The sequence below is a fragment of the Arthrobacter gallicola genome (assembly GCF_014836775.1).
GTDB lineage: Bacteria > Actinomycetota > Actinomycetes > Actinomycetales > Micrococcaceae > Arthrobacter_B > Arthrobacter_B gallicola.
In genome coordinates this window covers 490,243-516,672 of sequence record NZ_JACSQD010000001.1, presented here as the reverse complement: position 1 = coordinate 516,672, position 26,430 = coordinate 490,243, and the positions used below count along the sequence as shown (strand labels likewise).

The window sequence follows — 26,430 nt, the reverse complement described above, 5'->3', positions numbered from 1 at the left end:
TCTCCCCCGGCGCAGCAGGGGGAGCTACTGGGGATCCACCGGGCCGAGCAGCGAGTTAGCCATGGTGTTGTGGGCTGAGTCCTCGCTGGAGGGGTGGAACATACCGGCGAGGACGTCGCGGTAGAGGCGCTCAAGTTCCTGGCCGCGGAAGTAGCTCCGCCCGCCGGCTGTTTTCATGGCGGTTTCCACGACGCCGCGGACAGTGTCAGTGGTGCGCAGCTTGAGCCCTGAAAGCCGCGCGAACCAGAACCCGCCGTGATCCGCTCCGGATTCCAGGTCCTGGGCCACGGTTTCCAGTTCCAGCACGGCGCCGTCCATGCGGATGGCCGCGTCAGCGATGCGCCACCGGGTCTGGGGGTCCTGGGTGGCCGGCACTCCCCCAGGCTTCCGTTGGGCTGCGGCTTCCGCCGCGAGGGTAACGGCGCGGTCGCCGATCCCGGTGTAAACCGCGGAAAGCAGCGTTTCGAAAAGGCTGAAGATTCCGAACACGAAGGTGTCTGTGTGCGGGCCTACCGGGGTGTGCCGGACAATGCGTTCCGCCGGAACAACCGCACCGTCCAGCACTGTGGTGCAGGACTGGGAGGCCCGCATTCCCAGGGTGTCCCAGTCATCAAGTGTGGTGATGCCGTCGGTATCCCGGTCCGCGAAACCGAACACGAGCTGCGGGTTGTCGGGATCGGTGCTGTCCTTACCGAAAATGCCGAGCCGGGTCCAGGCCGGAGACAGGCTTGTGAAAATCTTGCGGCCGGTGAAGGCGTAGCCGCCGCTGCGGGGTTCTGCCTCCGTCTTGGAATCGAACAGCACCGCGCTGTTTCCCGGCTCGGAGATGCCGAAGGCGAAGACTTCCCCACGGGCCGCTTCCTCTAGGATGAACGACAGGGAATCATCGCCGCGCAGCGAGAGCAGATGCGCCACCCCGCACCAGACCAGGTGCATGTTGATGGCCAGCGCGGTGGCCGGTGCAGCGGAGGCCAGCAGCCGCTGGCAGGCGGCGGCTTCCGGGATGCCGAGCCCCGCCCCGCCGTGTGCCGGGTCCGAGAAAATTGCCAGGTAGCCGGCACGGCGGAGGTCTTCGAGGTCCTCAGCGAAAAACTCGTTGCGTCGGTCGTACTCCGGTGCCCGGCTGCGCAGCCGCTCCAGGAGTTCGGGGGTGAGGATATCTCCGGCAGACATGGTGCTGTGGTCCTTTTCGGTTCGGTTCTTTTGAGATGGGAGGCAAAGCCCCCTTTAGTATCCGTGCAGCAGCCGGGAAAGGACCCGGGTGCCGAATTTCAGTGATTCAACCGGGACCCGTTCATCCACACCGTGGAACATGCCGGTGAAGTCCAGGTCCGCCGGCAGCCGGAGCGGGGCAAAACCGTAGCCGGTAATGCCCAGCCGGCTCAGCGACTTGTTGTCGGTTCCGCCGGACAGCGTATAGGGCAGCACCGGGGCCCCGGGATCTTCAGCCTGCAGCGCGTTCACCATGCTGTCCACCAGATTCCCGGTGAAAGGCACCTCCAGGGAAACGTCGCGGTGCTCGTAACTGACGTCGATGCCGTCGCCCGCCAGACCGCGGATGACTTCGAGCAGGTGTTCCTCCTGGCCCGGGAGCGTCCGCGCGTCGATCAGTGCCTCAGCCGTTCCCGGGATCACATTGTGCTTGTAACCAGCCGAGAGCAGCGTTGGGTTGGCAGTGTTCTGGAGCGTGGCCCCCACAAAACGCGCCACCGTCCCAAGTTCAGCGAGGAGTTTGTCCGGGTTATCGGGATCAAATTCCACCCCGGTGAGTTCGGTGACACCGTCCAGGAAGGCCCGGGTGGTGTCCGTGAGTTCGATGGGCCACTGATGCGCACCGATACGGGACACAGCCCCGGCCAGGCGGGTCACCGCATTGTCGGTATTGATCTGCGAGCCGTGGCCGGCCCGGCCGTGCGCCCGCAGGCGAAGCCACGAGATGCCCTTCTCGGCGGTCTGCAGCAGGTAGGTCCGCCGCCCGCCGATGGTGGCTGAGAATCCACCCACCTCGGAGATCGCCTCGGTGGCGCCCTCGAAAAGTTCCGGCCGGTTCTCGACGGCCCAGCCGGCGCCGTAGCTGCCGCCGGCTTCCTCATCTGCGAAGAAAGCAAAAATGATGTCGCGCCGTGGCCGGGTGCCGGTGTTGGCCATCTCCCGCATGACGGACAGGATCATGGCGTCCATGTCCTTCATGTCAACCGCCCCGCGGCCCCAAATCAGCCCATCACGCTCCTCACCGCTGAAGGGGTCAACGGTCCAGTCCTGCTTCTGTGCCGGGACAACGTCCAGGTGCCCGTGGACTACCAGAGCCGGCAGCGACGGATCGGAGCCCTTCATCCGGGTCACCACGGAGGCGCGCCCCGGCGCGGATTCGAAGAGATCCGGTTCGAGGCCGGCTTCCGAGATGAGGCCTGCAGTGTACTCAGCGGCCGCGCGTTCGCCTGGTCCGGTACCGTCACCGTAGTTCGAAGTATCGATGCGGATCAGGTCCTGGCAGATGCGGGTGACTTCGTCTTCGGCGCGGATACTCATGCAGCTCTCCTTGGGAACGGGTTTAGGGCCAGCCTAGCCACTTGCCGGTCCAGCGTGCCCGGGAATGTTCGCCCGGCGACACGGACGGGTGGCTGAAATGGGCCGATTCGTCCTTCGCGGTAAAACCGTGTTAGAGTTTTTCCCGTTGCAAACGAAGAAACGGAATAAAAACCGGCCTTCGGAAGACACCTAAGCGCGGGTGGCGGAATGGCAGACGCGCTAGCTTGAGGTGCTAGTCCTCTTATTGAGGGTGGGGGTTCAAGTCCCCCTCCGCGCACAGTGGAGATATCCACAGCAAAGATCCTCCCGGTTTTCTCTTGGAAGCCGGGAGGATTTTTTTGTTTCCGGGATTCGGAAGCCGGTGTGTTCTTCGTCTCAAAGCAGTGCCGGCGCTCACCACTGTCACCGGTCCGGAAGCAGCAGGTACGCTCGCCTCATGGACGGCAGTGGGTTCCTGAACGTGATCCTGGTGCTCTTCTTTGTCCTCCTGGGCGGGGTGTTTGCGGGAGCCGAAATGGCGCTTGTGTCGCTGCGTGAAGGGCAGATCCTCCGGATGGAGCGTTCCGGAAAGCGCGGTGCCAAGGTTGCCCAGCTGGCCCGGAACCCCAACCTGTTCCTGTCCGCCATCCAGATTGGCGTCACCCTTTCGGGTTTTTTCTCCGCGGCCTACGGAGCCTCCGCCCTGGCACCGGCGCTCGCGCCGGTTCTGGAGAGCTGGGGGCTGCCCGCCGCTGCTGCACAGAGCACGGCCTTTATAGCCATGACGCTGGTGGTCGCTTACCTGTCCCTGGTGTTTTCCGAACTGGTCCCTAAACGGCTGGCTATGCAGAACGCCGAGGCCTTCACCCGCGTCCTGTCCCCTCCCCTGGCTGGGTTCGCCACGCTGATGCGTCCGGTGATCCGCCTGCTTTCGGCCTCCACCAATGCTGTGGTGAGGCTGCTTGGCGCAGACCCGAATCTGAAGAGCATGCCTGTTTCGCAGCAGGAACTGCTCGAAATGGTGAAGGCGAGCCCGGTGCTCGCGGATGAAAGCCGGAGCATCCTGGCGGATGTTTTTGGTGCCGGCCAGCGCCTGCTGCAGGAGGTAATGCGCCCGCGTCCCCTGGTGGAATTCCTCCCGGCCTCGCTCACTTTGGCCGAAGCCGGCCGCAGGGTGCAGGTACTGCCCTATTCCCGTTACCCGGTCACGGGCGAGTCGGCCGACGACGTCCTGGGGTTTGTCCATGTCCGGGACCTCCTGGGACGGAGTCCGGACGCCGCCGCGGATGTTCTGGTGGGCGCTATCGTCCGGCCGATCCTGTTTCTTCCCGGTACGGCCACCGTGTTGCCCACTCTCTCGCGGATGCGGCGCGGGAACAGCCACATCGCAGTGGTCATGGACGAATACGGCGGCACCGACGGCATCGTCACGCTGGAGGACCTGGTGGAGGAGCTGGTTGGGGAGATCTACGACGAATATGACACCGGCAGGGATCCGGAAGACAGGCACCTGATGGTGGAGGGAAAGCTGGTGGTCGACGGCGGCCTCATCCTTCAGGAGTTCGCCCGGCTCACCGGCATGGAGCTTCCCGAGGGGCAGTACGAGACAGTGGCCGGCTACATTCTTGATCGGCTGGGACGGATGGCGGAACCCGGGGACACCGTGCCGGCGCCGGGCGGCCGGCTGCGGGTGCTTGACGTCGAGCACCACCGGATTCGTGCCGTGCGCGTGCTCCCCGAACCCGCGGCGGCGCCTGAGCGGGACGCCGGAGGGCAGTAGCGGATCTGCGGCTTGGCCGGTGGGAATGCCTCGGCGTGCATTGCAGGCTGCCGGGTGCTGCCGGAGAATACCGGGCATGAGTGTTCCCAGCCCCGGCGAGGAAGCGGCAGCCGGCAGCGCGCAGCAGAACAGCACCGGGCCTGCCCTGAAACGGGTCATGGGAAGCAAACTGCTGCTGCTGTTCATCATCGGTGACGTGCTGGGCACCGGCGTCTACGCCCTCACCGGACAGATTGCCGGGGAAATCGGCGGCGCCGCCTGGGCTCCGATCCTGATCGCGTTCATCGTTGCAACAGTCACGGCGCTGTCCTATCTGGAACTCGTGACGAAGTACCCGCAGGCCGCCGGCGCTGCCCTCTACACGCACAAGGCCTTCGGCATCCACTTCGTCACCTTCCTGGTGACGTTCGCTGTCCTGTGCTCGGGGATTACCTCAGCCTCCACCGCGTCGAAGTTCCTGGCGGAGAACTTCCTGGTCGGCTTCGACCTCGGCTGGGGACAGTTCGGGGTCACTGTGGTGGCCGTGAGCTTTGTCCTGCTACTGGCCGCGGTCAACCTGCGCGGTGTCGGCGAAAGCATCAAGTTCAATGTCTTCCTGACCCTCGTGGAACTCACAGGGCTGCTGATCGTCATCGGCATCGGCTTCTGGGCCATGGGGCAGGGCAACGTGGACTTCTCCCGGGTGATGGTGTTCGAAACCGAAGAGGGGAAATCTGTCTTCCTTGCCCTGACCGCGGCCACCTCCCTGGCGTTCTTCTCCATGGTCGGCTTCGAGGATTCAGTCAACATGGCTGAGGAAACCCGGGACCCGGCCCGCATCTTCCCGAAGGTTATGCTCACCGGACTCGGCATCACCGTGCTCATTTACATCCTGGTGTCCATCGCCGCCGTTGCCGTGGTCCCGGTCGGCCAGCTGTCAGCGAGCCAAACGCCGCTCCTGGAAGTCGTGCAGACCGGAGCGCCCGGGTTCCCGATCGATGTGGTTTACCCGTTCCTGTCCATTTTCGCCGTCGCCAACACAGCACTGATCAACATGCTGATGGCAAGCCGTCTGCTCTACGGTATGGCCCGCCAGGAGGTCCTCCCCCGGCCCCTTGCCCTGGTGCTTTCGGGACGCCGCACACCCTGGGCCGCGATCCTCTTCACCACGGCTATCGCGGTGGGACTCATCATCGTGGTCACCAACGTGATGGGCCCCCAAACGGTCGCCGCTCTGGGCGGGACCACCGCCCTGCTGCTGCTGTGTGTCTTTACGGTGGTTAACATAGCCTGTCTTGTTCTGCGCCGGCACCCGCCGGATCCGCAGCCTGATGCCGGTGCGGAAGGGCAGCCTCCGCGGAAGACCTTCCGCTCCCCCGGGATTACTCCCTGGTTCGGAGCGCTGAGCTGCGCGTTCCTCGTGGGCCCATGGGCCCAGGACCCCATCGAATACCGGATAGCCGGCATCCTGCTGGCCGTCGGCGTCGTGCTGTGGTTCTTCACCTGGCTGTGGAACCGCGCGGTCAAGGCCAAGCGCACACGCTTCACAGACCCGGAGGAACTCCATGGCTAGCGTCGTCGTCGGATACGTACCCGGCCCTGAAGGCGAGGCAGCCCTGGCGCACGCCCGCGTGGAAGCTGCCGCGGCCCGGGACCTCCTGGTGATCGTAAACGTCCGCACCACCGGGCGCGGGCTGGGGCACGGGCACGCCCACGGCGAAGACGCCGCAGACGATTTGGACGCGATCGCGGCGCAGCTGCAGGCCGACGGCCAGCCGTTCGAGATAGCCCACCCGGAAGGCGACTATGACCCCGCCGACGAGATCCTCGCCGCGGCGGAACGGTATGCGGGCCGGCTCATCGTAGTTGGCATCCGGCACCGGACCCCGGTCGGCAAGCTCATCCTCGGAAGCACGGCCCAGCGGGTGCTGCTCGAGGCCGACTGCCCGGTTTTGAGCGTCAAAGCCGGGCAGTAACGCGCCGGGATTAGCGCAGGCGCCCGAGTTCCTCCGCGATCGCCTCGATACCCGTCCATGTCTCCGCAAAGGATGTCGAGAGCGGTGAGAGGCCCAGCCGGATTCCGTTCGGGTTGCGGTAGTCCGGGATGATGCCGCGTTTCCACAGACGTGCGGTGATGTCCCTGAACGCCGGATGGTCGATGGTGATGTGGCTGCCCCTGCGGTCCGGGTCCCGCGGTGAAGCGAGGACGACGCCGTGCCCGGACAGTACCTCGTCCACTGCTTCGACGGCGAAGGACGTCAGGGAAACGGACTTTGCCCGAACGGCCTGGATCCCAACCCGTGCGATGAGCGCGGCCATGTCCTGCATCGCAAGCATCCCCAGAATCGGTGGTGTTCCAGAGACCACCCGGGCAATTCCGGCAGCCGGAACATAGTCAGCCCCCATGGCGAACGGATCACCGGCACCCAGCCACCCCTGGATCGGCTGGGCGAAGTCCGCCTGATGCCGGCGGGCCACGTAGGCCCAGGCAGGCGCGCCGGGACCCCCATTGAGATACTTGTAGCTGCAGCCCGCCGCGTAGTCCACGTTCCAGGCGTCCAGTTCGGCCGGCACCGAGCCGGCCGAATGGCACAGGTCCCACAGCACCCGCCCGCCGGCAGCATGGACCAGTGCGGTGATAGCTGGAACGTCCGCAATGAACCCCGAGCGGTACGCAACATGGCTGAGGACCACCAGGGCGGTCTGCGGTCCGACGGCGGCAGCGACAGCCTCGGGTGACACGCCGCCGTCGTAATCCGCGTCCACCCAGCGCAGGGTCAGCCCGCACTCCCGGGCGATACCGTCCATGACGTACCGGTCGGTGGGAAAGTTGTCCCGGTCCAGCACGATCTCCGTGCGCCCGGTTCCGGCGGCCAAGGCAGCGCGGGCCAATTTGTAGAGCAGCACGGTGGTTGAATCGGCCACTATGCACTGGCCCGGAGCAGCGCCTAAAACCGTGGCGCCCAGCTGGTCGCCGATCGCCGCGGGCAGGTCCAGCCAGCCCTCGTCCCAGCCCCGGATCAGCCGGCCGCCCCACGCGTCGCGAATGAACTCCGTCATCCGGTCAAGTGTTGCCGCCAGCGGCCGGCCAAGTGAGTTGCCGTCCAGATAGGCACTGACTCCGGGATCATTGTGGCCGATGAACTCCTCCCGCAGGTCAGCCAGCGGATCTGCGGCGTCGAGTTCCTTGGCGCGGTGCGCGAGAGTGGAGGCGCTCATGGCCCGAACAGTAGCAGGCTACGGGCCGGCCGGTCCCCCGGCCGCACCGAGCGGGCGCACCGACCCGTGGAAATGCCGGCGCCTGCTTCGCTGGTTCCAGCCGGTGAACGTTGTTTCCGTGCGTTCCCCCACAGCTCCGGTGTCGGAAATCCGCAGGCTGACGGTCGCGGGAAGGAAAACCGGAGACTCGAACTCGATATCCCATTCGAACGGCCCCTGCACCGCCGGGACTGCCTCCGCAACCACCCGGGAAGCCAGATACATGCCATGGGCGATCGAGCGCTTCATGCCGAGGGCCTTGGCGGAGAGGCTGCTGAGGTGGATCGGATTGAAGTCTCCGGAAACCCTGGCGTAGTTCCGTCCGGCATCGGCGCCGAGCCGCCACTGTGCCGTGGGCAGCGGCGGAGTAAAGTCGGCGCGTTCGGCTCCGCGGGCCGGACGATCAAAACGGGGAAGGAACACTCCCTTGGCGAGGTACACTGACCGCCCGGTCCAGACCAGTTCCGCCCCGGAACGGACTTCCGCGACCAGCTCAACCTGGGTTCCCGCACGGTGTCCGGCCAGGTTCTCCGCCCATGCCGTGACGGACAGCGGTTCCGTGTAGTGGATGGGCCGCAGGTGCCGGACCTCGTTGCGCAGGTGCACCATTCCCAGCAGCGGCAGCGGGAAGTCCTCCCGTGCCATAACGCTCATGGCTACCGGGAAGGCGAAGGTGTGGACATACCCGGACGGAAGGGTGTCCTGGGCACTGTGCATCACCAGGCGCTGGAAGTCCGTGAGGTTCGTCAGGTTCACCCGCGCCTGCGGAACAGAGTGCCGGGCCGCAGGCAGTTCCTCCGGAGAAGACGGCGGAGAAAGCCGGCTGCGCGCCGCATTGCCGACTGCAGCGAGGTACAGCCGTCCAAGGGCAGGGATTTCCTCCAGTTCCTGTACGCTCATGCGCCCACCATATTCTGGCCGCAGACCCGCAGAACAGTACCGTTGATGCCCGCGGCCGCATCCGAGGCCAGGAAGGCAATGGTTTCGGCGACGTCGAGGGGAAGTCCGCCCTGCTGCAGGCTTGAGAGGCGCCGGGCCACCTGGCGCGTGAGGGTGGGCATCCGCGCGGTCATATCCGTTTCGATGAAGCCCGGTGCCACCGCGTTGATCGATCCGCCGCGCGGAGCCAGCAGTGGTGCGGTTGCCCGGACCATGCCGATAATTCCGGCCTTTGAAGCGGCGTAGTTGGTCTGTCCGCGGTTCCCGGCAATGCCGCTGGTGGAGGCCAGGGAAACGATCCGGCCGCTGCGGCTGAAGGTCTCCGACGCCAGGAAGGCTGCGTTCATTCTGAGCTGGGAGGAGAGGTTGACCGCCAGCACCGAGTCCCAGCGGGATGAATCCATGTTGGCCAGCAGCTTGTCGCGCGTGATGCCGGCGTTGTGGATCACGATGTCCAGGTGCCCGTAGCGTTCCGCCGCGTGCGCCAGGATCCGCTCGGCGGCGTCGTCCCGGGTGATATCCACCTGCAGGGCCGTTCCCCGGACTTCGTTGGCAACGGCAGCGAGCTGCTCACCCGCCGCCGGAACGTCAACCACGATCACGTTGGCGCCTTCGCGGTGCAGGACCCGGGCAAGGGAGGCGCCGATCCCGCGGGCGGCACCGGTGACGACGGCGGTTTTCCCCGCCAGCGAAGCCGTCCAGTCCGCGGGCAGTTCACCGGCCGCAGAACCGATGGTGATGAACTGGCCGTTGACATACGCGCTGCGGCCGGAGAGCAGGAAGTGCAGAGCGGCGGCCACGGACGGCGCGGTGGCGTCCGTGCCGTTGGCCAGCACAATGCCGTTGGCGGTGGCACCTCCGCGCAGTTCATGTGCCAGGGAACGGAGGGTGCCGTCGATGCCCTGCCTGGCTGCCGCGGCGGCCGGATCCTGGGCTTCGGCGGCAGGACGGGAGACGGTGATGATCCGCCCGCCCGGGGCCAGGTCGCGAAGGCTGGCTCCGGCGTCGAGAGCGACGGCGGAAAGGTCTTCCGGTGTCAGCGCTTCGTCCAGGACCATCAGGATGGCGCCCAGACGCTCTTTGGGCGTGGCATGGCGGCGCACATCCTGCTGCCAGGAAAGCAGCGTGGAGGCCAGGGTGTCCGCGGATTCACCCTTGCCCAGCACCAAAACGGGGCCCGGAACCAGTGGTTTGGCTGGGTCAAAGCGACGGAGCACGGCCGGACGGGGAAGACCCAGCTTCTTGGCGATTTCCTTGGTGAAACCGGAATTGACGAGGTTGAGGTAGGCATCGGTCATGATCAGCGGGCCTCCAGGATGGCCACGAGGCCCTGGCCTCCGGCGGCGCAGATCGAAATCAGCCCGCGCCCGGTTCCCTTTTCATGCAGCATCTTCGCCAGGCTGGCGACAATTCTGCCGCCCGTCGCCGCGAATGGATGCCCCGCTGCCAGCGAGGAGCCGTTGACGTTCAGCCTGCTGCGGTCGATGCTGCCCAGCGGCCCTTCCAGCCCCAGCCGGGTGCGGCAGAATTCGTCGTCCTCCCAGGCCGCGAGGGTGCTGAGCACCGTTCCGGCGAAGGCCTCGTGGATTTCGAAGAAGTCGAAGTCGTCGAAGCTGAGGTTGTTCCGGGCCAGGAGGCGCGGCACGGCGAAGGCCGGGGCCATCAGGAGCCCGTCGCGTCCGTGAACGAAGTCGACGGCGCCGGCTTCGGCGTCGACGATATTGGCGAGCATGGGAAGGTCATGCTCCCGGGCATAGTCCTCCGAGCCCAGCAGCACCACGGAGGCCCCGTCCGTCAGCGGCGTGGAATTGCCCGCCGTCATGGTTGCCTCGTCGCCGAGCGCGCGGCCAAAAACGGGCTTGAGGGAGGCCAGTTTCTCCAGCGAGGTATCCGGGCGCAGGTTCGAATCCCGGGACAGGCCCCGGTAGGGAGTGATGAGATCGTCAAAGAAGCCGCGGTCATAGGCAGCTGCCAGATTCCGGTGGCTGTTGTAGGCCAGCTCGTCCTGGCTTTCCCGGGTGATCTTCCACTGCGCGGTGGTGAGCGCCTGATGCTCTCCCATGGACAATCCGGTCCGTGGTTCGCCGGTGTTGGGTGCGTTCGGAGCCAGGTCCTTAGGTCGGATTTTGGCGACAGCCGCGATTTTCTGCTTGGTGGTCCGGGCGCGGGAAAGGTCAAGCAGTGCGCGGCGCAGCCCTTCGCTGACGGCAATCGGGGCATCAGACGCGGAGTCGACGCCGCCGGCGATCCCTGACTCCAGCTGGCCGAGCTTGATCTTGTTGGCGAGGGACACCACAGTTTCCAGTCCGGTGGCACAGGCCTGCTGGACGTCATAGGCAGGGGTTTCCGGGGACAGGGCCGAGCCCAGAACGGATTCGCGGGTCAGATTGAAGTCCCGGGAGTGCTTCAGGACGGCGCCGGCGGACACGGCACCGATCCGCTCGTCCTGCAGGCCAAACCGCGCAACGAGCCCGTCCAGCGCGGCGGTCAGCATGTCCTGGTTGGAGCTGTGCGCGTACGCGCCTCCGGACCGGGCGAACGGGATGCGGTTGCCGCCAATGACCACGGCATTCCGTACGGCGGGACCTGCGGGCTGGGTGGGCCGGGGGGCGGACGTGGGTTGAGCAGCCATTCGTCGATCTCCTTGGGGGGCGTGGTGTGACGGGGGTTACTGCAACCCAGCGTACCTGATACGCTGAGTATCGTGAACAGGGCAGTGAAACAAACCACAACGGTGCCGGATGGCCGCTCCATCCGGTGGGAGGCACACCGGGCTGAGCGCCGGGGCGCCCTGATCCGTGCTGCCCGGCGGGCCGTGCACACCCTCGGTGCGCAGGCGTCCATGGAAGAAATTGCCGCCGCGTCCGGGACCTCCAAGTCCGTCTATTACCGGTATTTCGGTGACAAGTCCGGGCTCCAGCAGGCCATGGGTGAGGTAGTTATCAACCAAATGCAGGACAAGATCCTGTCTGCGGCACGCAGCGCCGATTCTCCACGGTCCGGTCTGCGGGCCATGGTTTCCGCCTATCTGCAGATGGCAGAGACCTCTCCCGCCGTGTACGCATTCGTCACCGGCAGCTCCTCGGGCGGAGAAGCAGCCGGCTCCAGCGAGCCGGGCGTCGCTGCCGTCCTTTCAGACTTTTTCGCCAACATCAGCGCCATGATGGACCACGCCGTCAGGTTCTACCTCGAAGGCCACGAGTCAGATGCGCTGGCCCAGGCGGCTGCCGGCTTCTGGCCGACGGCGGCCCTGGGCATGGTCAGGGCCGCCGGTGAGCGGTGGCTGGCCACGCCTCCTGGGCCGGCCCGCCCCACCGAAGCTGAAATGACTGACCAGCTGACGGCCTGGCTGTTCGACGGCATCGGATGGGACAGTCCCCAACCCGCAGCCGCTTCCGCTTCTTCCTCAGCCCCTCCGCACGACCGCACCCGGCAAAACTCCGCCGCGGCCGGCGCCGACAAGTAAGGACATGCAATGACGCAATCAGTCTCCACCCCACAGCGCCAGCTTCCGGCCAGCACCGTCATCAGCGATGACGACTCGGCCACCGTTGACGTGGAGGTGCTCGGCCGCGCCCTCCTGGGCAAGTGGCATGACATCCGGCTCCAGGCCCGCGGGCTGGCAGGCAATGACGCACTGCACACACCTGCCGGGCTGACCCACACCGAGCACCGGCTCCGGGTGATGGAGCAGTTGAAGATCCTGGTGGATTCCAAAGCCGTCCACCGGGCGTTCCCCGAGTATGTGGGCGGTCAGGACAACCACGGCGGCAACATTGCCGGCTTCGAGGAACTGGTGGTTGCCGACCCTTCCCTGCAGATCAAGGCCGGCGTCCAGTGGGGTCTCTTCGGCTCCGCCGTACTGCACCTGGGCACGCGCGAACACCATGAGAAGTGGCTTCCGGGGATCATGAGCCTCGACATTCCGGGCTGCTTTGCGATGACGGAAACCGGCCACGGTTCGGATGTCTCCAGCATCGCCACCACGGCTGAGTATGACGCCGCAGCGGAAGAGTTCATCATCAATACGCCCTTCCGCGCCGCATGGAAGGACTACATTGGCAACGCCGCGGTCAATGGCAAGGCTGCCGTGGTCTTCGCGCACCTGATCACCAAGGGAGTGGACCACGGGGTGCACGCCTTCTACGTGGAGCTCCGCGGCGACGATGGTTTCCTGCCGGGCGTTGGCGGCGAGGACGACGGCGTCAAGGGCGGACTGAACGGCATTGACAACGGCCGCCTGCACTTCGATAACGTCCGGATCCCCCGGACCAACCTGCTGAACCGCTACGGCGATGTGGCCGCGGACGGCACCTACACGTCCACGATCGCGAGCCCGGGCCGCCGGTTCTTTACCATGATCGGAACCCTGGTCCAGGGCCGGGTTTCCCTGGACGGCGCCGCCGTCGCCGTCTCAAAGCTGGCTCTGAAGATCGCCGTCCAGTACGCCACTGAGCGCCGCCAGTTCAACGGCGCCTCGGACACGGTGGAAGAAGTGCTGATGGACTACCAGCAGCACCAGCGCCGGCTGCTGCCGCTGCTGGCAACCACCTATGCGGCGTCTTTCGCACACGATGAACTGCTCGCAAAGTTTGACGACGTCTTCTCCGGCGCGGATGACACCGACGAGAACCGCCAGGACCTGGAAACCCTCGCCGCTGCACTGAAGTCGCTCTCCACCTGGCACGCGCTGGACACCCTCCAGGAGTGCCGCGAAGCGACCGGCGGTGCGGGGTTCCTCGCCGAAAACCGGCTGACCGCGCTCCGCTCTGACCTGGATATCTATGTGACCTTCGAAGGCGACAACACGGTTCTGCTCCAGCTGGTGGCCAAGCGGCTGCTGGCTGACTATGCCAAGGATTTTCAGGGAGCCGACTTCGGCGTGCTGGCCCGCTATGTGGTGGGGCAGGCAACCGAGCGCACCTTCAACCGTTCCGGCCTGCGCCGGATTGTCCAGACTGTCGCGGACACCGGCTCGGAGAAGAAGTCGGCTATTGCACTCCGGGATCCGAAGGCGCAGCACGACCTGCTGGCAGACCGGGTGGCAACGATGGTGGCCGAAGTGGCCGCGAACCTGCGCGAGGCGCGCAAGCTGCCCAAGGCCGAAGGCGCGGCTGTGTTCAACCAGAACCAGCATGACCTGATCGAGGCAGCCCGCGCGCACGCCGAACTGCTCCAGTGGGAAGCCTTCACCCGGGGCCTGGACGGCATTGACGACGCCGGAACGCGCCAGGTGCTCACCTGGCTGCGCGATCTCTTTGGCCTGGGCCTGATCGAAAAGAATCTGGCCTGGTACCTGATGCACGGCCGTTTGTCCTCCCAGCGGGCCCGTACCCTGGGCGAGTACATCAACCGGCTGCTCGCCAGGCTCCGTCCGCACGCCCTGGACCTGGTGGATGCCTTTGGCTACGGCCCGGAGCACCTCCGCGCGGCCATCGCCACCGGCGCTGAAAAGGCGCGCCAGGACGAGTCAATGGAGTACCAGCGGCTGCTGCGCGCCAGCGGCGGAGCTCCGATCGACGAGAAGACCGTGATCCAGCGGCAGAAACAGAACGCTAAGGCTGCGGGGAAACCGGTTAAGTCCCAGAGCTGACAAATCCGCTCTTTTCAGTGAAGGACTGCCGGTGCTCCACCCCTGGGCACCTGCCGCGGCAGGTGCCCCTTAGGGCAGGACAGACCGGTAAACGTCGAGGGTAGCCTCGGCAATAGCATCCCAGGAGAACTCCTTGGCTGCCCGCTGCCGCCCGGCCTCCCCCATCTCCCGGGCGAGCAGCGGGTCGCTGACGACGGCGGTGAGGGCGGCGGCGAAGTCCCGGACGAAGACCTCGGGGTGCAGCGGTGTGCCGGTGCCGTCGGCAACCTGTTCCAGCGGAACCAGCAGGCCGGTCACGCCGTCGTCGACGACTTCCGGGATGCCGCCGGTGGCGCTGGCCACCACGGCGGTACCGCAGGCCATTGCCTCCAGGTTCACGATGCCAAGCGGCTCGTAAATGGACGGACAGGCGAAAACGGTGGCGGCGGTGAGGACCTTGAGCAGCTCGTGGCGCGGGAGCATCCGTTCAATGACCACCACGCCGCGGCGCGTCTGCGACAGATCCTCAATCAGGGCCGCTGTCTCGGCTGCCAGTTCCGGGGTATCGGCGGCGCCCAGGCACAGGACCACCTGGACCTCGGGAGGAAGCAGGGCCGCGGCGCGCAGCAGGAACGGAACGCCCTTCTGGCGGGTGTTCCGGCCCACGAACACCACGCTCGGCGCATCCGGGTCGATGCCAAGGGCACGGACCCCGTCCGGGTCCTCGTCAGGATGCCAGGACACGGTATCGATGCCGTTGTGCACCACCCGGACCTTACCGGGAGTGACTTCCGGATAGGCCCGCAGGATGTCCCTGCGCATGCCTTCGGACACGGCAATGATGGCGGAGGCGGCGTCGTACGCAGTCTTCTCGACCCAGGAGGACAGCGCATAGCCGCCGCCCAGCTGCTCGGCCTTCCACGGCCGGAGGGGTTCCAGGCTGTGGGCGCTCAGGACGTGGGGCACGCCGTAAAGCAGGGATCCCAGATGACCGGCCAGGTTCGCGTACCAGGTGTGCGAATGAATGAGGTCAGCGCCGGCAAAGCCCTGCAGCATGTCCAGGTCGGTGCCGAGGGTCTGAACCGCCGGATTGGCCTGGGTAAGTTCGGCCGGCACCCCGTAGGTCAGGACCTGAGCGCCGTGGAAGTCAGGCTCACGCGGGGCTCCGAAACAGTGAACACGCAGGTCAACCCGGCTGGCCAGGACACGGCTCAACTCTGCGACGTGTACACCTGCTCCCCCGTAGACCTCGGGCGGGAATTCCTTGGAAACGATATCTATTCGCACCCTGACCAACGTAGTGCACGTCTCTTCCGTGATCTAGTGTGATGGGCAGCACGCTTATATATCCACGTCACCGCCCAACATTTTCCTGCGGGAAAAGTCAGGAGTATGCACAATGGCCCCGAAGAAGGTCCTGGCCGTGGTTCTTGCCGGCGGCGAGGGGAAACGGCTGATGCCGCTCACGGCCGACCGGGCCAAACCCGCGGTTCCGTTTGCCGGCAAATACCGGTTGATCGACTTTGCACTGTCCAACCTGGTTAATTCCGGGTATCTGCAAATCGTGGTGCTCACCCAGTACAAGTCCCACAGCCTCGACCGGCATATTTCCGAGACCTGGCGGCTTTCGACGCAGCTGCAGAACTATGTGGCATCTGTCCCGGCCCAGCAGCGGGTGGGAAAAAGCTGGTTCCTGGGCAGCGCGAACGCCCTGTACCAGTCCATGAACCTGATCGACGATGCGCGGCCGGACATCGTCGTCGTGATCGGCGCCGACCACGTCTACCGGATGGACTTCTCCCAGATGGTGGAGGACCACATAGCGTCCGGGGCCCAATGCAGCGTCGCAGCCGTCCGGCAGCCGCTCTCCATGGCCGACCAGTTTGGCGTGATTGAGACCAGCCCGGATGTTCCGGGGCGGATTGCCGCCTTCGTGGAGAAACCCTCCACCACTCCCGGTCTGCCCGATGACCCGGACAGTTTCCTTGCCTCCATGGGCAACTACGTCTTCACCACCGACGCGCTGGTTGAAGCCCTGCGGGTCGACGCGGAGCGGCTGATCACCAAGCACGATATGGGCGGGGACATCATTCCCTACTTCGTGGAGCGTGGCGAAGCGGCGGTGTATGACTTCACCGAAAACGTTATCCCCGGCGCCACCGGGCGTGACCGGCGGTACTGGCGGGATGTTGGGACGCTGGACTCCTATTACGACGCGCATATGGATTTGATTTCCCCCCTGCCGGCCTTCAACCTCTACAACCTGCAGTGGCCCATCTATACCCGCCAGAGCATTTCCCCGCCCGCCAAGTTTGTCCGGGGCGCTGACGACGAGCCCGGTACTGCCGTGGATTCGATTGTGTCCAATGGGGCCGTGATTTCCGGCGGCACCGTCAGCGGTTCAGTGCTGGCCCACGACGTTTATGTTGATGCGATGTCCACGGTCAGCGACAGCGTCATCATGGACGGCGTCCACGTGGGTGAACGGGCGATTATCCGCCGGGCCATCATCGATAAATTCGTTCAGGTCCCGCCCGGAGCCACCATCGGGGTGGACCGGGAACTGGACCTCGCCCGCGGCTATACGGTGACGCCGTCGGGCCTGACGGTGCTCAGCAAAGGACAGTCCGTGCGGACCGGGTAGTATCCGCGGCGGGCCCGGCCGATACCGGGCCCGGCCCGGGTTCGCGGTAGAGTCAAAGGGCATCAGATTGCCTCCGCCGTGAACACCCCCGGCGGTCCCACACCGCAGAAACGACTCCATGAGCAGCACTGACCTGAGCCCTGAAGACCTCGACGCCTGTCTTCGGGTCCTGTCCCAGATCCACGTCCTTGATGAAGAACATCCGGACCATGTGGCCGTCCGCCGGGCCACGGCCAAGATGTTCAAAGCGGTCAAGAAACACCGCAAAGTCACCAAGCGGGAGGCCGTGGCTGAGGCAGACCGCGCCGTCGTCGCCCGCACTGCCACCGGTGCGCCGGACCGGATCGATGACGAGACACGCGGCGCCCAGCTGAGAAGTGCGGCTCACGGCCCCTCGGCCGGAACCCTGCTCAAACCGCGCAACTGCTACATCTGCAAGCAGCCCTACACCCTCGTGGACGCGTTCTACCACCAGCTCTGCCCGGAGTGCGCCGCCTTCAGCCACAGCAAACGGGATGCCCGCACGGACCTGACCGGAAAGCGGGCACTGCTCACCGGCGGGCGCGCCAAAATCGGCATGTACATCGCTCTGCGGCTGCTGCGTGACGGTGCGCACACCACCATCACCACGCGCTTTCCCAAGGACGCCGCCCGCCGGTTCGCTGCCATGGAGGATTCAGAGCAGTGGCTGCACCGGCTGAAGATTGTGGGAATCGATCTGCGGGACCCGGCGCAGGTCATTTCGCTCGCTGACGCTGTGGCCGCTGACGGTCCGCTGGACATCCTGATCAACAACGCCGCGCAGACCGTGCGCCGCACTTCCAACGCCTACCAGCCGCTGATGGACGCCGAGCTCGAAGAGCTGCCCGCCGGGCGTGCCATGCCGGAACTGATGACGTTCGGCAACACGTATAACGCGCACCCCACGGCCCTGGCCGGGTCCGTTGCCGAACACCCGGTACTGGCCGGAGACGCTGTGACCTCGCTGGCCCTGACCGCGGGATCGTCCTCGCTGGCCAAACTCGAGGCGGGAACCGCCATCGACGCCGGCGGCCTGGTCCCGGACACCGCGCCCATCAACAGCTGGACCCAGGTCGTGGACCAGGTGGAACCCCTGGAGATGCTCGAGGTGCAGCTGTGCAACGTCACCGCACCGTTCCTGCTGGTAAACCGGTTGCGCGCATCCATGGCAGCGTCACCGGCCCGGCGGAAGTACATCGTCAACGTCTCGGCGATGGAAGGCCAGTTCGGCCGCCGTTACAAGGGGCCCGGCCATCCGCACACCAACATGGCGAAAGCCTCGCTGAACATGCTGACGCGCACCAGTGCGGGCGAAATGCTGGAAACCGACGGGATCCTTATGACGGCCGTGGACACGGGCTGGATCACGGATGAGCGTCCGCACCCCACCAAGGTGCGGCTCGCTGAGGAAGGTTTCCACGCACCCCTGGACCTGGTGGACGGAGCAGCGCGGGTTTACGATCCGATCGTGGTGGGTGAAGCCGGTGAGGACCTGCACGGTGTCTTCCTCAAGGATTACCGGCCCTCACCCTGGTAGCACGCCGCCGGCGCAGGGCGCCGGCGGCCTTGCTCAGTTCCGAGACCACCACGATCACCGCCGCCACGCCGATGCAGAGCAGCCACTGATCGGCGGTGAGCGGGACCGTATCAAAGAGCGTCCCGAACACGCCCACCTGGACCACCAGGATCTGCAGCACGACGACGGCGCCCAGTGCCAGCCAGATGGTGCGGTTTGTGAAGGTCTGCAGGGAGAACAGGGATGACGTTTCGCTGCGGACGTTGAGCAGGTTAAAGACCTGGAAAAAAACGAACGTGGTGAACGCCATGGTGGTTGCGAAATTACTGCTCGCCGCCGCACTGCCGGGGAACAATTCCGGTGCGCTCAGCAGCACCGCGCAGGTACCCGCAGCCATCACCAGGCCCGAGACCATGAGGGATGCCAGCCGCCGCCCGGTCAGCAGCGGTTCGCGGGGTTTCCGCGGCGGCTGCTGCATCACCTTCGGATCGGTGGCATCAACGCCCAGAGCCAGCGCCGGCGGGCCGTCCATGATGATGTTGACCCACAGGATCTGGATCGCGGTGAACGGCGCTCCCCCGGCGAAGCCAAACGTGGCAGCGGCCAGGAAAATCAGCACAAAACCCCACGCGGTGGTGAGCTGGAACCGGACGAACTTGAGGATGTTGGCGTAGATCCCGCGTCCTTCCTCGACTGCCGCGACGATCGTGGCGAAGTTGTCGTCCGTGAGGATCATCCGCGCGGCACCCTTGGAGACGTCGGTTCCGGTGATGCCCATGGCAATGCCGATGTCCGCGCGTTTGAGCGCCGGAGCGTCATTCACGCCGTCGCCGGTCATCGCGACCACATCACCATTGGCCTGGAGCGCTTCAACAACCCGCAGCTTATGCTCCGGTGAGACCCGCGCCAGCACACCGTAGCCGGCCACCCGCTCCCGAAGCTCCTGTTCCGTGAAGCGGTCCAGCTCGGCTCCGGCTACTGCGTTCCCGGAGATGCCCAGGTCCTTGGCGATCGCGGATGCCGTGACCAGATGGTCCCCGGTGATCATATGCACCCTGATGCCGGCGGCATGCGCTGTGGCGATGGCCTCGCGGGCTTCGGCACGGGGCGGGTCCATGATGCCAACGACGGCGAACAGCACCAGGTCCCTGGCCGCGTCCTTGAGCCCTGCCGGTGTGTCCGGGAGCGGTGCGTTTAGCGGGCGTCCGGCCACGGCCAGGGTCCGCAGGCCCTGATCTGCCAGGGCGGTGACGCCGGCCTGCAGCCGTTCGCGGTCCCGGGCGGTGATCGGCTGCACGCCTTCAGGCCCGGACATTGAGGAGCACAGATCCAACACGACGCCCGGGGCGCCTTTCACGTTGCAGTACACCGCACCGGGGTTATGGATGTTGTCATTGAACGTTGCCATGTACTTGTAGTCGGAGTCGAACGGAATCTCCGCGGCACGGGGATGCTCGCTCCGCGCTCCTGCGGGATCAAGGCCGCCCTTTTCGGCCAGCACCACCAGGGCTCCTTCTGTGGGGTCTCCGGTGAGCACTCCGTCCGTCACTGCGGCGTCGTTGCACAGAACCATCACCAGATAGGCCTCGGTGAGGGCGGGAACCGGCAGCCCGTCCGGGCTCAGGATCCTGCCGTCGATTCCGTAGCCTGTCCCGGTCACCCGGAACTGCCGCCCGCTGGCACTGATGATCTGCCGGGCAGTCATTTCATTCAGCGTGAGCGTTCCGGTTTTGTCCGTGCAGATTTGGGATGTTCCGCCAAGGGTTTCCACCGCGGAGAGCTGTTTGATGATGGCGCCGCGGGCCGCCAGCCGGGAGGCGCCCATCGCCAGGGTAAAGGCGACGACGGCGGTGAGCCCCTCTGGGATCGTGGCTACGGCCAGCGAAACGGAGGTCAGCAGCAGCGTGTCGAGGTCTTCACCGCGGAGCAGGCCGAGAACAAAGACCAGCGCCACCACGCCCAGGGCGATCCAGGTCAGCAGCGCCGCGAGCTGGTCGATGCTGCGCTGAAGCGTGGTTTTCTCATCGGCGGTGCTGCCCAGGAGGTGGGCGATCCGGCCCATCTGGGTGTCCATGCCGGTGCTGGTCACCACCAGTACGGCACGCCCTCGGCTGATGTCGGTGCCCATGTACAGCATGCCGCGGCGGTCCGCGACGGGAACGTCTTCCGCCTGAACAGCCGCTGCGTCCTTGTTCACCGGCTGGGATTCGCCGGTGAGGGCAGCTTCGGCCGCCTGAAGCCGCACCGCCTCGAGGAGCCTGCCGTCGGCCGGGACCGAATCCCCAGCTTCCAGCAGGACTATGTCCCCCGGTACAAGGTCAGTGCGCGGAACCCTGGCCGCGCTGCCACCCCGCCTCACGCGCGCCGTCCCGACATCTGTGCGGCGCAGCGCTTCCAGACTGTTTTCCGCCCGGCGTTCCTGGACGTAGTTGAGGATGGTGTTCAGGATGACAACCGCAAGAATCACAATCGGCGTCTCCAGGTCGCGGGAAACGACCGCGCTGAGCACAGCCGCCGCCAAGAGGACCAGGATCAGCCGGTCGGACAGCAGGGCAAGGATCTTGCGCCAGGCCGGTACGGCAGGCGCACCGGCAAGCTGGTTTGGCCCGTACCTGGACAGGCGTTCGGCGGCCTGCTGTTCGCTCAGCCCGGTTTCAGTGCTGGTCTCCAGGGCCTTGGCGGCAGCCGGACCGGACACGGTCCAGGGCGGCGGGAGCTGTGCCTGTGCGACGGATGGTGATGTGGATGAGGGGGCGTCCGCGCCGGAGCGCCCGGAATCCGGATTACTGCCATGCTGCATGGGCTGCCCCTGTGCCGGCTCGTCGGATGGTCCGGCCAGTCTAGCAACGGCCCGGCGGGCCGGTAACGGCCGGACGCAGAGTTGGTTGGCCCCGCCCAGGTCAGGGATCGTGGAGCAATGCCTTCGAATTTTTCCGTTCCCAAACTGCTCCCCGGGCTTGCTGCTGCGGCGGGGGCCGTGGTTGTCTGCCTGGCGCTGCACCGGCTGCTGCCCGGCATTCCCGTCCTCACGGCTGCTGTTGTGCTGGGCCTGCTGGCGGGGAACCTGCCCGGGACGGCGGCTGCGGTGGCTGGTTCCTGGAAGCCCGGCCTGACGCTGGCGGCCAAGAAGTTCCTGCGCCTGGGGATTGTGCTGCTGGGCCTGAAGGTTTCCCTGCTGGACATCGCCGGACTGGGCTGGCTGAGCATAGTGCTCATCGTTCTGCTCGTGGGATTTTCCTTCGGGGTGACGTATCTGGTCTGCCGTGCCTTCCGGCTGCCGGGTGAGGAACCGGTGCTGATAGCTTCCGGATTCTCCATCTGCGGCGTCTCAGCGATCGGCGCCGTGGCCGCGGCCCGGCGCCTCCGGCCTGAGCAGACCGCGGTTCCGGTGGCGATGGTCACGATGTTCGGAACCTTTGCCATCGGGGTACTGCCGCTGCTCTCCGCCCTGCTGGGCCTGCCGGCTGAAGTCTTCGGCTTCCTGTCCGGCGCCGCCGTCCACGATGTGGGGCAGGTGGTGGCCACGGCGCAGACCGCCGGAACGGCGGCCCTCGCCCTCGCCGTCGTCGTCAAACTGGTCCGCGTGCTGATGCTGGCTCCGGTCAGCGCGCTGGCCGGCCTCCACCACCGCCGCCGGTCCGGCAGCGAGGGCAAGCTGCCCCCGCTCGTTCCGCTGTTCGTGGCCGGATTCCTGGGGGCCGTGGTGCTGCGAACCCTGGGGTTCCTGCCGGCTGACGCCCTGAGTGCGGCAGCCACGGTGCAGGACCTCCTGTTTGCGGCTGCCCTCTTTGGACTCGGAACCTCTGTAAATGTCCGCCGTCTGGTCCGCTCCGGCGGCCCGGCGGCAGCTGCCTCGCTGGTGTCCTGGACGATCATCGTGGGGGCCTCCCTCGCGCTTGCTCTGCTGCTGGTCCCCGTGTCCTGAGGCCCGGGGCCGTTCCTCCCGGTGCGCGCGGCAGGGCGGGGACACACGGCGCAGGAGCCAGCCTGTGGAACCTGGGGCCAAGGTGATTGAATGAACGGGTGTCGAACCAAAACCTGAGCCGCGAAGAAGCCGCTGAACGTTCCCGCCTGCTGACCGTCGATTCCTACGACGTTGATCTGGACCTCGGCAACGCCGCGGACCCGGAAGCCGCCGGCTTCCGGTCCCGGAGCACCATCCGGTTCTCCTGCACTGAAGCCGGTGCCTCAACGTTCCTTGACTTCATCCACGGCGGTGTGGACGCCGTCGTCGTCAACGGCAGGGCCTATGACCCGGCGGAAACAGTCACGGGGTCCCGGATTGAACTGCATAACCTGCAGGCCGGAGAGAATACGGTGACAGTGCAGGGCACCGCGCTTTACAGCCGCAGCGGTGAAGGCCTGCACCGGTTTACCGATCCGGCAGACGGACAGACCTACCTCTACACGCAGTACGAACCTGCGGACGCCCGCCGCGTTTTCGCAAACTTCGAACAGCCGGACCTGAAGGCCTCCTTTACCTTCCATGTGAGCGCTCCCTCGGGCTGGGAGGTTGCCTCTAACGGGGTGGAAACCGCGCGCACACCGCTGGAGGACGGAGCGTGGAGCCGCTGGGACTTCTCCCCCACTCAACGGATCTCCACCTACATCACCACCGTGCTGGCGGGCCCGTACTTCAAGGCTGCTGATACCTGGTCCATGGAGCTGGACAACGGTGCGCAGCTGGTTGTCCCGCTGGGAGCGTACTGCAGGGCGTCGCTGGCGGAGTTCTTTGATCCGGAGAGCATCTTCGACACCACCAAGCGGGGCCTGGACTACTTCCACCAGCTCTTCAACTACCCGTATCCCTTCGGCAAATACGACCAGGCTTTCGTGCCCGAATACAACCTCGGGGCCATGGAAAATCCGGGACTGGTGACCTTCACCGAGGCCTACGTGTTCCGGACCAGGGCAACCGAGGCTCAGTACGAGGCCCGCGCCAACACCATCCTGCACGAGATGGCCCACATGTGGTTCGGTGACCTGGTGACGATGCAGTGGTGGGATGACCTGTGGCTGAAGGAGTCCTTTGCCGATTACATGGGCGCCCTGGCGGTGGACGAGGCGACAGACTGGACCAACTCCTGGGTCAGCTTCGCCAACCGGCGCAAGGCCTGGGCGTATGTTCAGGATCAGCTGCCCACCACGCACCCGATCGTGGCCGATATTCCGGACCTCGAAGCTGCCAAGCAGAACTTTGACGGCATCACCTATGCCAAGGGCGCTTCCGTCCTGAAACAGCTGGTCGCTTACGTGGGATTTGAACCGTTTATCAAAGCTTCCCGGGCCTACTTTGCGCGGCATGCCTACGGCAACACAACGCTCACCGACCTGCTGGATGTGCTGGGTGAAGCCTCTGGGCGGGACATGGGAAAGTGGGCGCAGCTGTGGCTGCAGACCGCCGGTGTGCCGGTGCTGGAAGTGGACGCCGAGACCGCGGAGGACGGCACATTCCGGGCCGTTACGGTCCGCCAGGACGCCCCGGATCCGGTGAGCGGGGAACAGGTTCCGCGCCCCCACCGCGTCAGGCTTGGCCTGTATGATTTCACCGCCGAGGGATGGCTGGAACGCACCGGCTTCGTTGAGGTTGACGTCCAGGGGCGGCGCACGGCGGTCCCGGAGCTGGAGGGCACCAAGCGCCCCGCTCTTCTGCTGCCGAACGACGGCGACCTCACCTACGCCAAGATCAGGTTCGATCCGGCGTCGCTGGCTGTGCTGCTTGACGGCCTGCCCCGGCTTCGGGATCCCCTCGCGCGGGCCATCTGTCTCTCAGCACTGTGGAACAACGTTCGGGACGGGGTGCTCTCTGCGCATGACTACGTCCGTCTTGTTGTCCGCACCGCGCCCACCGAAACCGGAGCAGGGGTGCTCCAGGCGCTCCTCGAAAACGCCCGCTTTGCAGTGGAGCGCTATGCACCGCAGGAGATCCGTGCGGAGCTGCGCGAGCAGCTGTTTACCGCCGTCGCCGCCCAGCTGGCAGAGGCCGCCGAGGGCAGCGATCTCCAGCTCATCTGGGCGCGGGCCGCCGCGGCCCTGGGACGGCGCACCACAAGTCATGAGGCGCTGCTCCGCGGCCTGCTCTCCGGCCAGGTGTCCTACCCGGGCCTCACTGTTGATGCCGATCTGCGGTGGAAGCTGTGGCAGGCCCTGGCTGCGTCCGGGTCAGCGGCAGCTGAGGAGCTTACCGCCGAACTGAGCAGGGACAACACCGCTGCTGGGCGGGTGGGTTACACGGTGGCAGCTGCGTCGCGGCCCGACCCGGCCGTTAAGGCAGACGCCTGGGAAGCGGCAGTTCACTCGAATGAGCTTTCCAACGAACTCCTGTCAGCCACCATTGAGGGCTTCAGCATTGGCGGACACGACCTGCTGGATCCTTTCATTGAGGACTATTTTGCGTCTTTGACCGGAGTGTGGGGCAGCCGCAGCATCGAGCTGGCATCCCGGGTTGTAGCAGGTCTCTATCCGGACGGGCAGGACCTTCCGCCGCATATGGTCCCCGCCGACCACCCTGTCGTGGAACTGAGCCAGCAATGGCTGGAGACGAACCCGCAGGCACCGGCGGCGCTGCGCAGGATCATTCTTGAACAACAGGACCAGCTGCTGAGGTCGCTTCGCGCGCAGGCAGCCGCGCGCTAGGGCTACGGCCGTTTTGCGACACTCAGCAGGAAGGCGGAGTCCTCAAGGGCGGTGACGGAATGCCGGGCCTGCGGCACAATCAGCAGGTCACCGGCAGAGCCTTCCCAGGAGGTTCCCTCCGAGGACAGGCTCACGCGGCCCTTGAGGACCATCACCGTGGCTTCGCCTGGATTATCGTGTTCGTCCAGGACAAAACCCGCCGCCAAAGCAATAACCGTTTGGCGCAGGACGTGTTCGTGTCCGCCGTACACCGTGGCTGAGCTGCGGCCGGAGGAAGCCTGCCGGGCCGTTTCCAAGTGATTCCTGACCAGCGCCGTCAGCGACTTCTTTTCCATGCAGCGAAGTCTATGGGCCGGTCCCGGCAGGCGGTAGACGTGCCTACGGCACGCGGTTGATCCACTCCGAAGTGTCAAACTTCTCGGCAACCTTCCGCCGCGCGAGTTCCATCTCGGTCTCCGTGATGCCGGTCTGCTTGGCACCGTAGCGGGCCGCGAACGTCTCCATCATCGTGCTGATGATCTCTTCGCGGCTCAGGCCGGTCTGCCGCCGCAGCGGATCGACGCGCTTCTTGGCACTCCTGGTTCCCTTGTCCGAGAGTTTCTCCTTGCCGATGCGCAGGACATCCACCATCTTGTCCGCATCGATGTCATAGGACATGGTGACGTGATGCAGCATGCCTCCGGAGCTGAGCCGTTTCTGCGCCGCCCCTCCGATCTTCCCCTGGTCGGTGGCGATGTCGTTAAGCGGCTGGTACCAGGCCTTGATACCGAGGCGTTCGAGCGATTCCATCACCCAGGCATCCAGGAACGGGTAGGAATCAGCGAAGCTGAGTCCGTCCACAAGGGACTGCGGGATATAGAGGGAGTAGGTGATCGCGTTGCCGTGTTCCATGAACATGGCCCCGCCGCCGCTGATCCGCCGCACCACGGTCACGCCGTGCCGCTCCGCGCCCTCCGGGTCCACTTCGTTGCGCAGGGACTGGAAACTGCCAATCACCACGGACGGGGACTCCCACTCCCAGAAACGAAGGGTCGGATGACGCCGTCCGGCGCCAACCTCTTCGGCCAGAACCTCATCCATTGCGACGTGCATGTGCGTGGGAAGCGGGGTGGGCGGGATGATTTCCCACTCGTGGTCGGTCCAGCTGGTGGCCTTCGCCAGCGCCCGGCGGACGGTAATGGCCACTGCCTCCGGGGAGAACCCGAACAGGACGGCGTCCGGGCTCAGCCGTGCCCGGACTGCAGTGCTGATCTGCTCGGCGGTGCTGTCCGCCGGCAGTCCGTTCAACGCCGCGTTGATGTCTTCGAGGGCGTCATCGGGTTCCAGGAAGAAGTCTCCGCTGAGGGAAACGGAGTCCAGGATCCCATCGCGTACCTCAAGGTCCACCACAACGAGCTTGCCGCCCGGTACCTTGTATTCCCCGTGGCGGCTGTCGCGTTCTTCGTTCATTCTGACCCCTCTTAGAAATGCTCTCTTAGCCGGCAGTCCGGGCTGGTTTCCCGGAAGCTGCTGACGAAAACGAAAGGCCCGCCCGGAACATGCCGGACGGACCTCTCAATTTTAGGCTGATGCCTTGG

19 protein-coding genes and 1 tRNA gene are annotated in these 26,430 nt (G+C 65.8%); 10 read left to right on the top strand and 10 right to left on the bottom strand.

The features are described from left to right. Nucleotides 1–24: 24 nt before the first annotated feature. On the bottom strand, nucleotides 25–1,173 hold the full coding sequence (locus tag H9639_RS02300) for an acyl-CoA dehydrogenase family protein (protein WP_191806508.1): 1,149 nt from the start codon (nucleotides 1,171–1,173) through the stop codon (nucleotides 25–27). Between the two features lie 54 nt (nucleotides 1,174–1,227). Beyond that, a complete protein-coding gene (locus H9639_RS02295; protein WP_191806507.1) occupies nucleotides 1,228–2,529 on the bottom strand; it encodes a M20/M25/M40 family metallo-hydrolase in 1,302 nt (433 codons plus the stop codon). A gap of 193 nt (nucleotides 2,530–2,722) precedes the next feature. Between H9639_RS02295 and H9639_RS02290 the strand changes: the two genes are divergently transcribed. The 4 genes from H9639_RS02290 (at nucleotide 2,723) to H9639_RS02275 (ending at nucleotide 6,243) form a co-directional block, all read left to right on the top strand. Next, nucleotides 2,723–2,806, top strand: a tRNA-Leu gene (locus tag H9639_RS02290). A gap of 159 nt (nucleotides 2,807–2,965) precedes the next feature. Next, entirely contained in the window at nucleotides 2,966–4,288 is a 1,323-nt protein-coding gene (locus tag H9639_RS02285; protein WP_191806506.1) for a hemolysin family protein, read from the top strand. Between the two features lie 76 nt (nucleotides 4,289–4,364). Then, the gene (locus H9639_RS02280; RefSeq protein ID WP_404799702.1) at nucleotides 4,365–5,840 is read left to right on the top strand and encodes an APC family permease; all 1,476 of its coding nucleotides are present in this window, start codon (nucleotides 4,365–4,367) and stop codon (nucleotides 5,838–5,840) included. Beyond that, on the top strand, nucleotides 5,833–6,243 hold the full coding sequence (locus H9639_RS02275; protein ID WP_191806505.1) for a universal stress protein: 411 nt from the start codon (nucleotides 5,833–5,835) through the stop codon (nucleotides 6,241–6,243). Before H9639_RS02280 ends, H9639_RS02275 begins: the two co-directional genes overlap by 8 nt. 10 nt (nucleotides 6,244–6,253) lie before the next feature. Here H9639_RS02275 and H9639_RS02270 read toward each other — a convergent pair whose 3' ends face one another. From H9639_RS02270 to H9639_RS02255, 4 genes are read right to left on the bottom strand one after another with little or no spacing between them, the layout of a single operon-like run. Beyond that, nucleotides 6,254–7,486 carry a kynureninase gene (locus H9639_RS02270; RefSeq protein ID WP_191806504.1) on the bottom strand — a complete coding sequence of 411 codons (1,233 nt, stop codon included), beginning with the start codon at nucleotides 7,484–7,486 and terminating at the stop codon, nucleotides 6,254–6,256. Between the two features lie 18 nt (nucleotides 7,487–7,504). Further along, nucleotides 7,505–8,425 (bottom strand): MaoC family dehydratase, encoded by a 921-nt coding sequence (locus H9639_RS02265; protein ID WP_191806503.1) that lies wholly within the window; start codon nucleotides 8,423–8,425, stop codon nucleotides 7,505–7,507. Continuing rightward, nucleotides 8,422–9,762, bottom strand: a complete 1,341-nt coding sequence (locus H9639_RS02260; RefSeq protein ID WP_191806502.1) for a 3-oxoacyl-ACP reductase — start codon at nucleotides 9,760–9,762, stop codon at nucleotides 8,422–8,424. The genes H9639_RS02265 and H9639_RS02260 overlap by 4 nt, the downstream gene beginning before the upstream one ends. 2 nt (nucleotides 9,763–9,764) lie before the next feature. Further along, a complete protein-coding gene (locus H9639_RS02255; RefSeq protein ID WP_191806501.1) occupies nucleotides 9,765–11,096 on the bottom strand; it encodes an acetyl-CoA C-acetyltransferase in 1,332 nt (443 codons plus the stop codon). Nucleotides 11,097–11,168: 72 nt separating this feature from the next. Between H9639_RS02255 and H9639_RS02250 the strand changes: the two genes are divergently transcribed. Then, nucleotides 11,169–11,930 (top strand): TetR/AcrR family transcriptional regulator, encoded by a 762-nt coding sequence (locus H9639_RS02250; protein WP_318241951.1) that lies wholly within the window; start codon nucleotides 11,169–11,171, stop codon nucleotides 11,928–11,930. A 9-nt stretch (nucleotides 11,931–11,939) separates the two neighbouring features. Further along, nucleotides 11,940–14,057 (top strand): acyl-CoA dehydrogenase family protein, encoded by a 2,118-nt coding sequence (locus tag H9639_RS02245; protein WP_191806500.1) that lies wholly within the window; start codon nucleotides 11,940–11,942, stop codon nucleotides 14,055–14,057. Between the two features lie 69 nt (nucleotides 14,058–14,126). Here H9639_RS02245 and glgA read toward each other — a convergent pair whose 3' ends face one another. Next, on the bottom strand, nucleotides 14,127–15,323 hold the full coding sequence (gene glgA, locus H9639_RS02240) for a glycogen synthase (protein WP_191806499.1): 1,197 nt from the start codon (nucleotides 15,321–15,323) through the stop codon (nucleotides 14,127–14,129). A gap of 112 nt (nucleotides 15,324–15,435) precedes the next feature. On the opposite strand from glgA, the gene glgC reads away from it, so the two are divergent. After that, entirely contained in the window at nucleotides 15,436–16,680 is a 1,245-nt protein-coding gene (gene glgC, locus H9639_RS02235) for a glucose-1-phosphate adenylyltransferase (protein WP_191806498.1), read from the top strand. A 118-nt stretch (nucleotides 16,681–16,798) separates the two neighbouring features. After that, nucleotides 16,799–18,238 carry an SDR family oxidoreductase gene (locus H9639_RS02230; protein ID WP_191806497.1) on the top strand — a complete coding sequence of 480 codons (1,440 nt, stop codon included), beginning with the start codon at nucleotides 16,799–16,801 and terminating at the stop codon, nucleotides 18,236–18,238. On the opposite strand, the gene H9639_RS02225 is transcribed toward H9639_RS02230, so the two are convergent. Then, nucleotides 18,210–21,017: a cation-translocating P-type ATPase gene (locus H9639_RS02225; RefSeq protein WP_191806496.1), complete on the bottom strand. Its 2,808-nt coding sequence runs from the start codon at nucleotides 21,015–21,017 to the stop codon at nucleotides 18,210–18,212. The genes H9639_RS02230 and H9639_RS02225 overlap by 29 nt on opposite strands. Nucleotides 21,018–21,134: 117 nt before the next feature. Here H9639_RS02225 and H9639_RS02220 point away from each other — a divergent pair, with 117 nt between their 5' ends. Together H9639_RS02220 and pepN are read left to right on the top strand one after the other, a co-directional pair. Continuing rightward, on the top strand, nucleotides 21,135–22,142 hold the full coding sequence (locus H9639_RS02220) for a YeiH family protein (RefSeq protein WP_191806495.1): 1,008 nt from the start codon (nucleotides 21,135–21,137) through the stop codon (nucleotides 22,140–22,142). A 98-nt stretch (nucleotides 22,143–22,240) separates the two neighbouring features. Beyond that, nucleotides 22,241–24,853, top strand: coding sequence for an aminopeptidase N (gene pepN / locus H9639_RS02215; protein WP_191806494.1), 2,613 nt, complete (start codon nucleotides 22,241–22,243; stop codon nucleotides 24,851–24,853). A 2-nt stretch (nucleotides 24,854–24,855) separates the two neighbouring features. Here pepN and H9639_RS02210 read toward each other — a convergent pair whose 3' ends face one another. Next, entirely contained in the window at nucleotides 24,856–25,188 is a 333-nt protein-coding gene (locus H9639_RS02210) for a cupin domain-containing protein (protein ID WP_191806493.1), read from the bottom strand. A 43-nt stretch (nucleotides 25,189–25,231) separates the two neighbouring features. After that, nucleotides 25,232–26,302, bottom strand: coding sequence for a lipoyl protein ligase domain-containing protein (locus H9639_RS02205; RefSeq protein ID WP_191806492.1), 1,071 nt, complete (start codon nucleotides 26,300–26,302; stop codon nucleotides 25,232–25,234). Between the last annotated feature and the right edge of the window lie 128 nt (nucleotides 26,303–26,430).

Coding starts and splice junctions, on each gene's coding strand:
- H9639_RS02300 (WP_191806508.1), bottom strand. CDS start 1,173: ATGTCTGCCGGAGATATCCTCACCCCCGAACTCCTGGAGCGGCTGCGC.
- H9639_RS02245 (WP_191806500.1), top strand. CDS start 11,940: ATGACGCAATCAGTCTCCACCCCACAGCGCCAGCTTCCGGCCAGCACC.
- H9639_RS02265 (WP_191806503.1), bottom strand. CDS start 8,425: ATGAGCGTACAGGAACTGGAGGAAATCCCTGCCCTTGGACGGCTGTAC.
- H9639_RS02205 (WP_191806492.1), bottom strand. CDS start 26,302: ATGAACGAAGAACGCGACAGCCGCCACGGGGAATACAAGGTACCGGGC.
- H9639_RS02280 (WP_404799702.1), top strand. CDS start 4,365: ATGAGTGTTCCCAGCCCCGGCGAGGAAGCGGCAGCCGGCAGCGCGCAG.
- H9639_RS02225 (WP_191806496.1), bottom strand. CDS start 21,017: ATGCAGCATGGCAGTAATCCGGATTCCGGGCGCTCCGGCGCGGACGCC.
- H9639_RS02255 (WP_191806501.1), bottom strand. CDS start 11,096: ATGGCTGCTCAACCCACGTCCGCCCCCCGGCCCACCCAGCCCGCAGGT.
- H9639_RS02270 (WP_191806504.1), bottom strand. CDS start 7,486: ATGAGCGCCTCCACTCTCGCGCACCGCGCCAAGGAACTCGACGCCGCA.
- H9639_RS02275 (WP_191806505.1), top strand. CDS start 5,833: ATGGCTAGCGTCGTCGTCGGATACGTACCCGGCCCTGAAGGCGAGGCA.
- H9639_RS02210 (WP_191806493.1), bottom strand. CDS start 25,188: ATGGAAAAGAAGTCGCTGACGGCGCTGGTCAGGAATCACTTGGAAACG.
- H9639_RS02295 (WP_191806507.1), bottom strand. CDS start 2,529: ATGAGTATCCGCGCCGAAGACGAAGTCACCCGCATCTGCCAGGACCTG.
- H9639_RS02230 (WP_191806497.1), top strand. CDS start 16,799: ATGAGCAGCACTGACCTGAGCCCTGAAGACCTCGACGCCTGTCTTCGG.
- H9639_RS02285 (WP_191806506.1), top strand. CDS start 2,966: ATGGACGGCAGTGGGTTCCTGAACGTGATCCTGGTGCTCTTCTTTGTC.
- H9639_RS02260 (WP_191806502.1), bottom strand. CDS start 9,762: ATGACCGATGCCTACCTCAACCTCGTCAATTCCGGTTTCACCAAGGAA.
- H9639_RS02220 (WP_191806495.1), top strand. CDS start 21,135: ATGCCTTCGAATTTTTCCGTTCCCAAACTGCTCCCCGGGCTTGCTGCT.
- glgC (WP_191806498.1), top strand. CDS start 15,436: ATGGCCCCGAAGAAGGTCCTGGCCGTGGTTCTTGCCGGCGGCGAGGGG.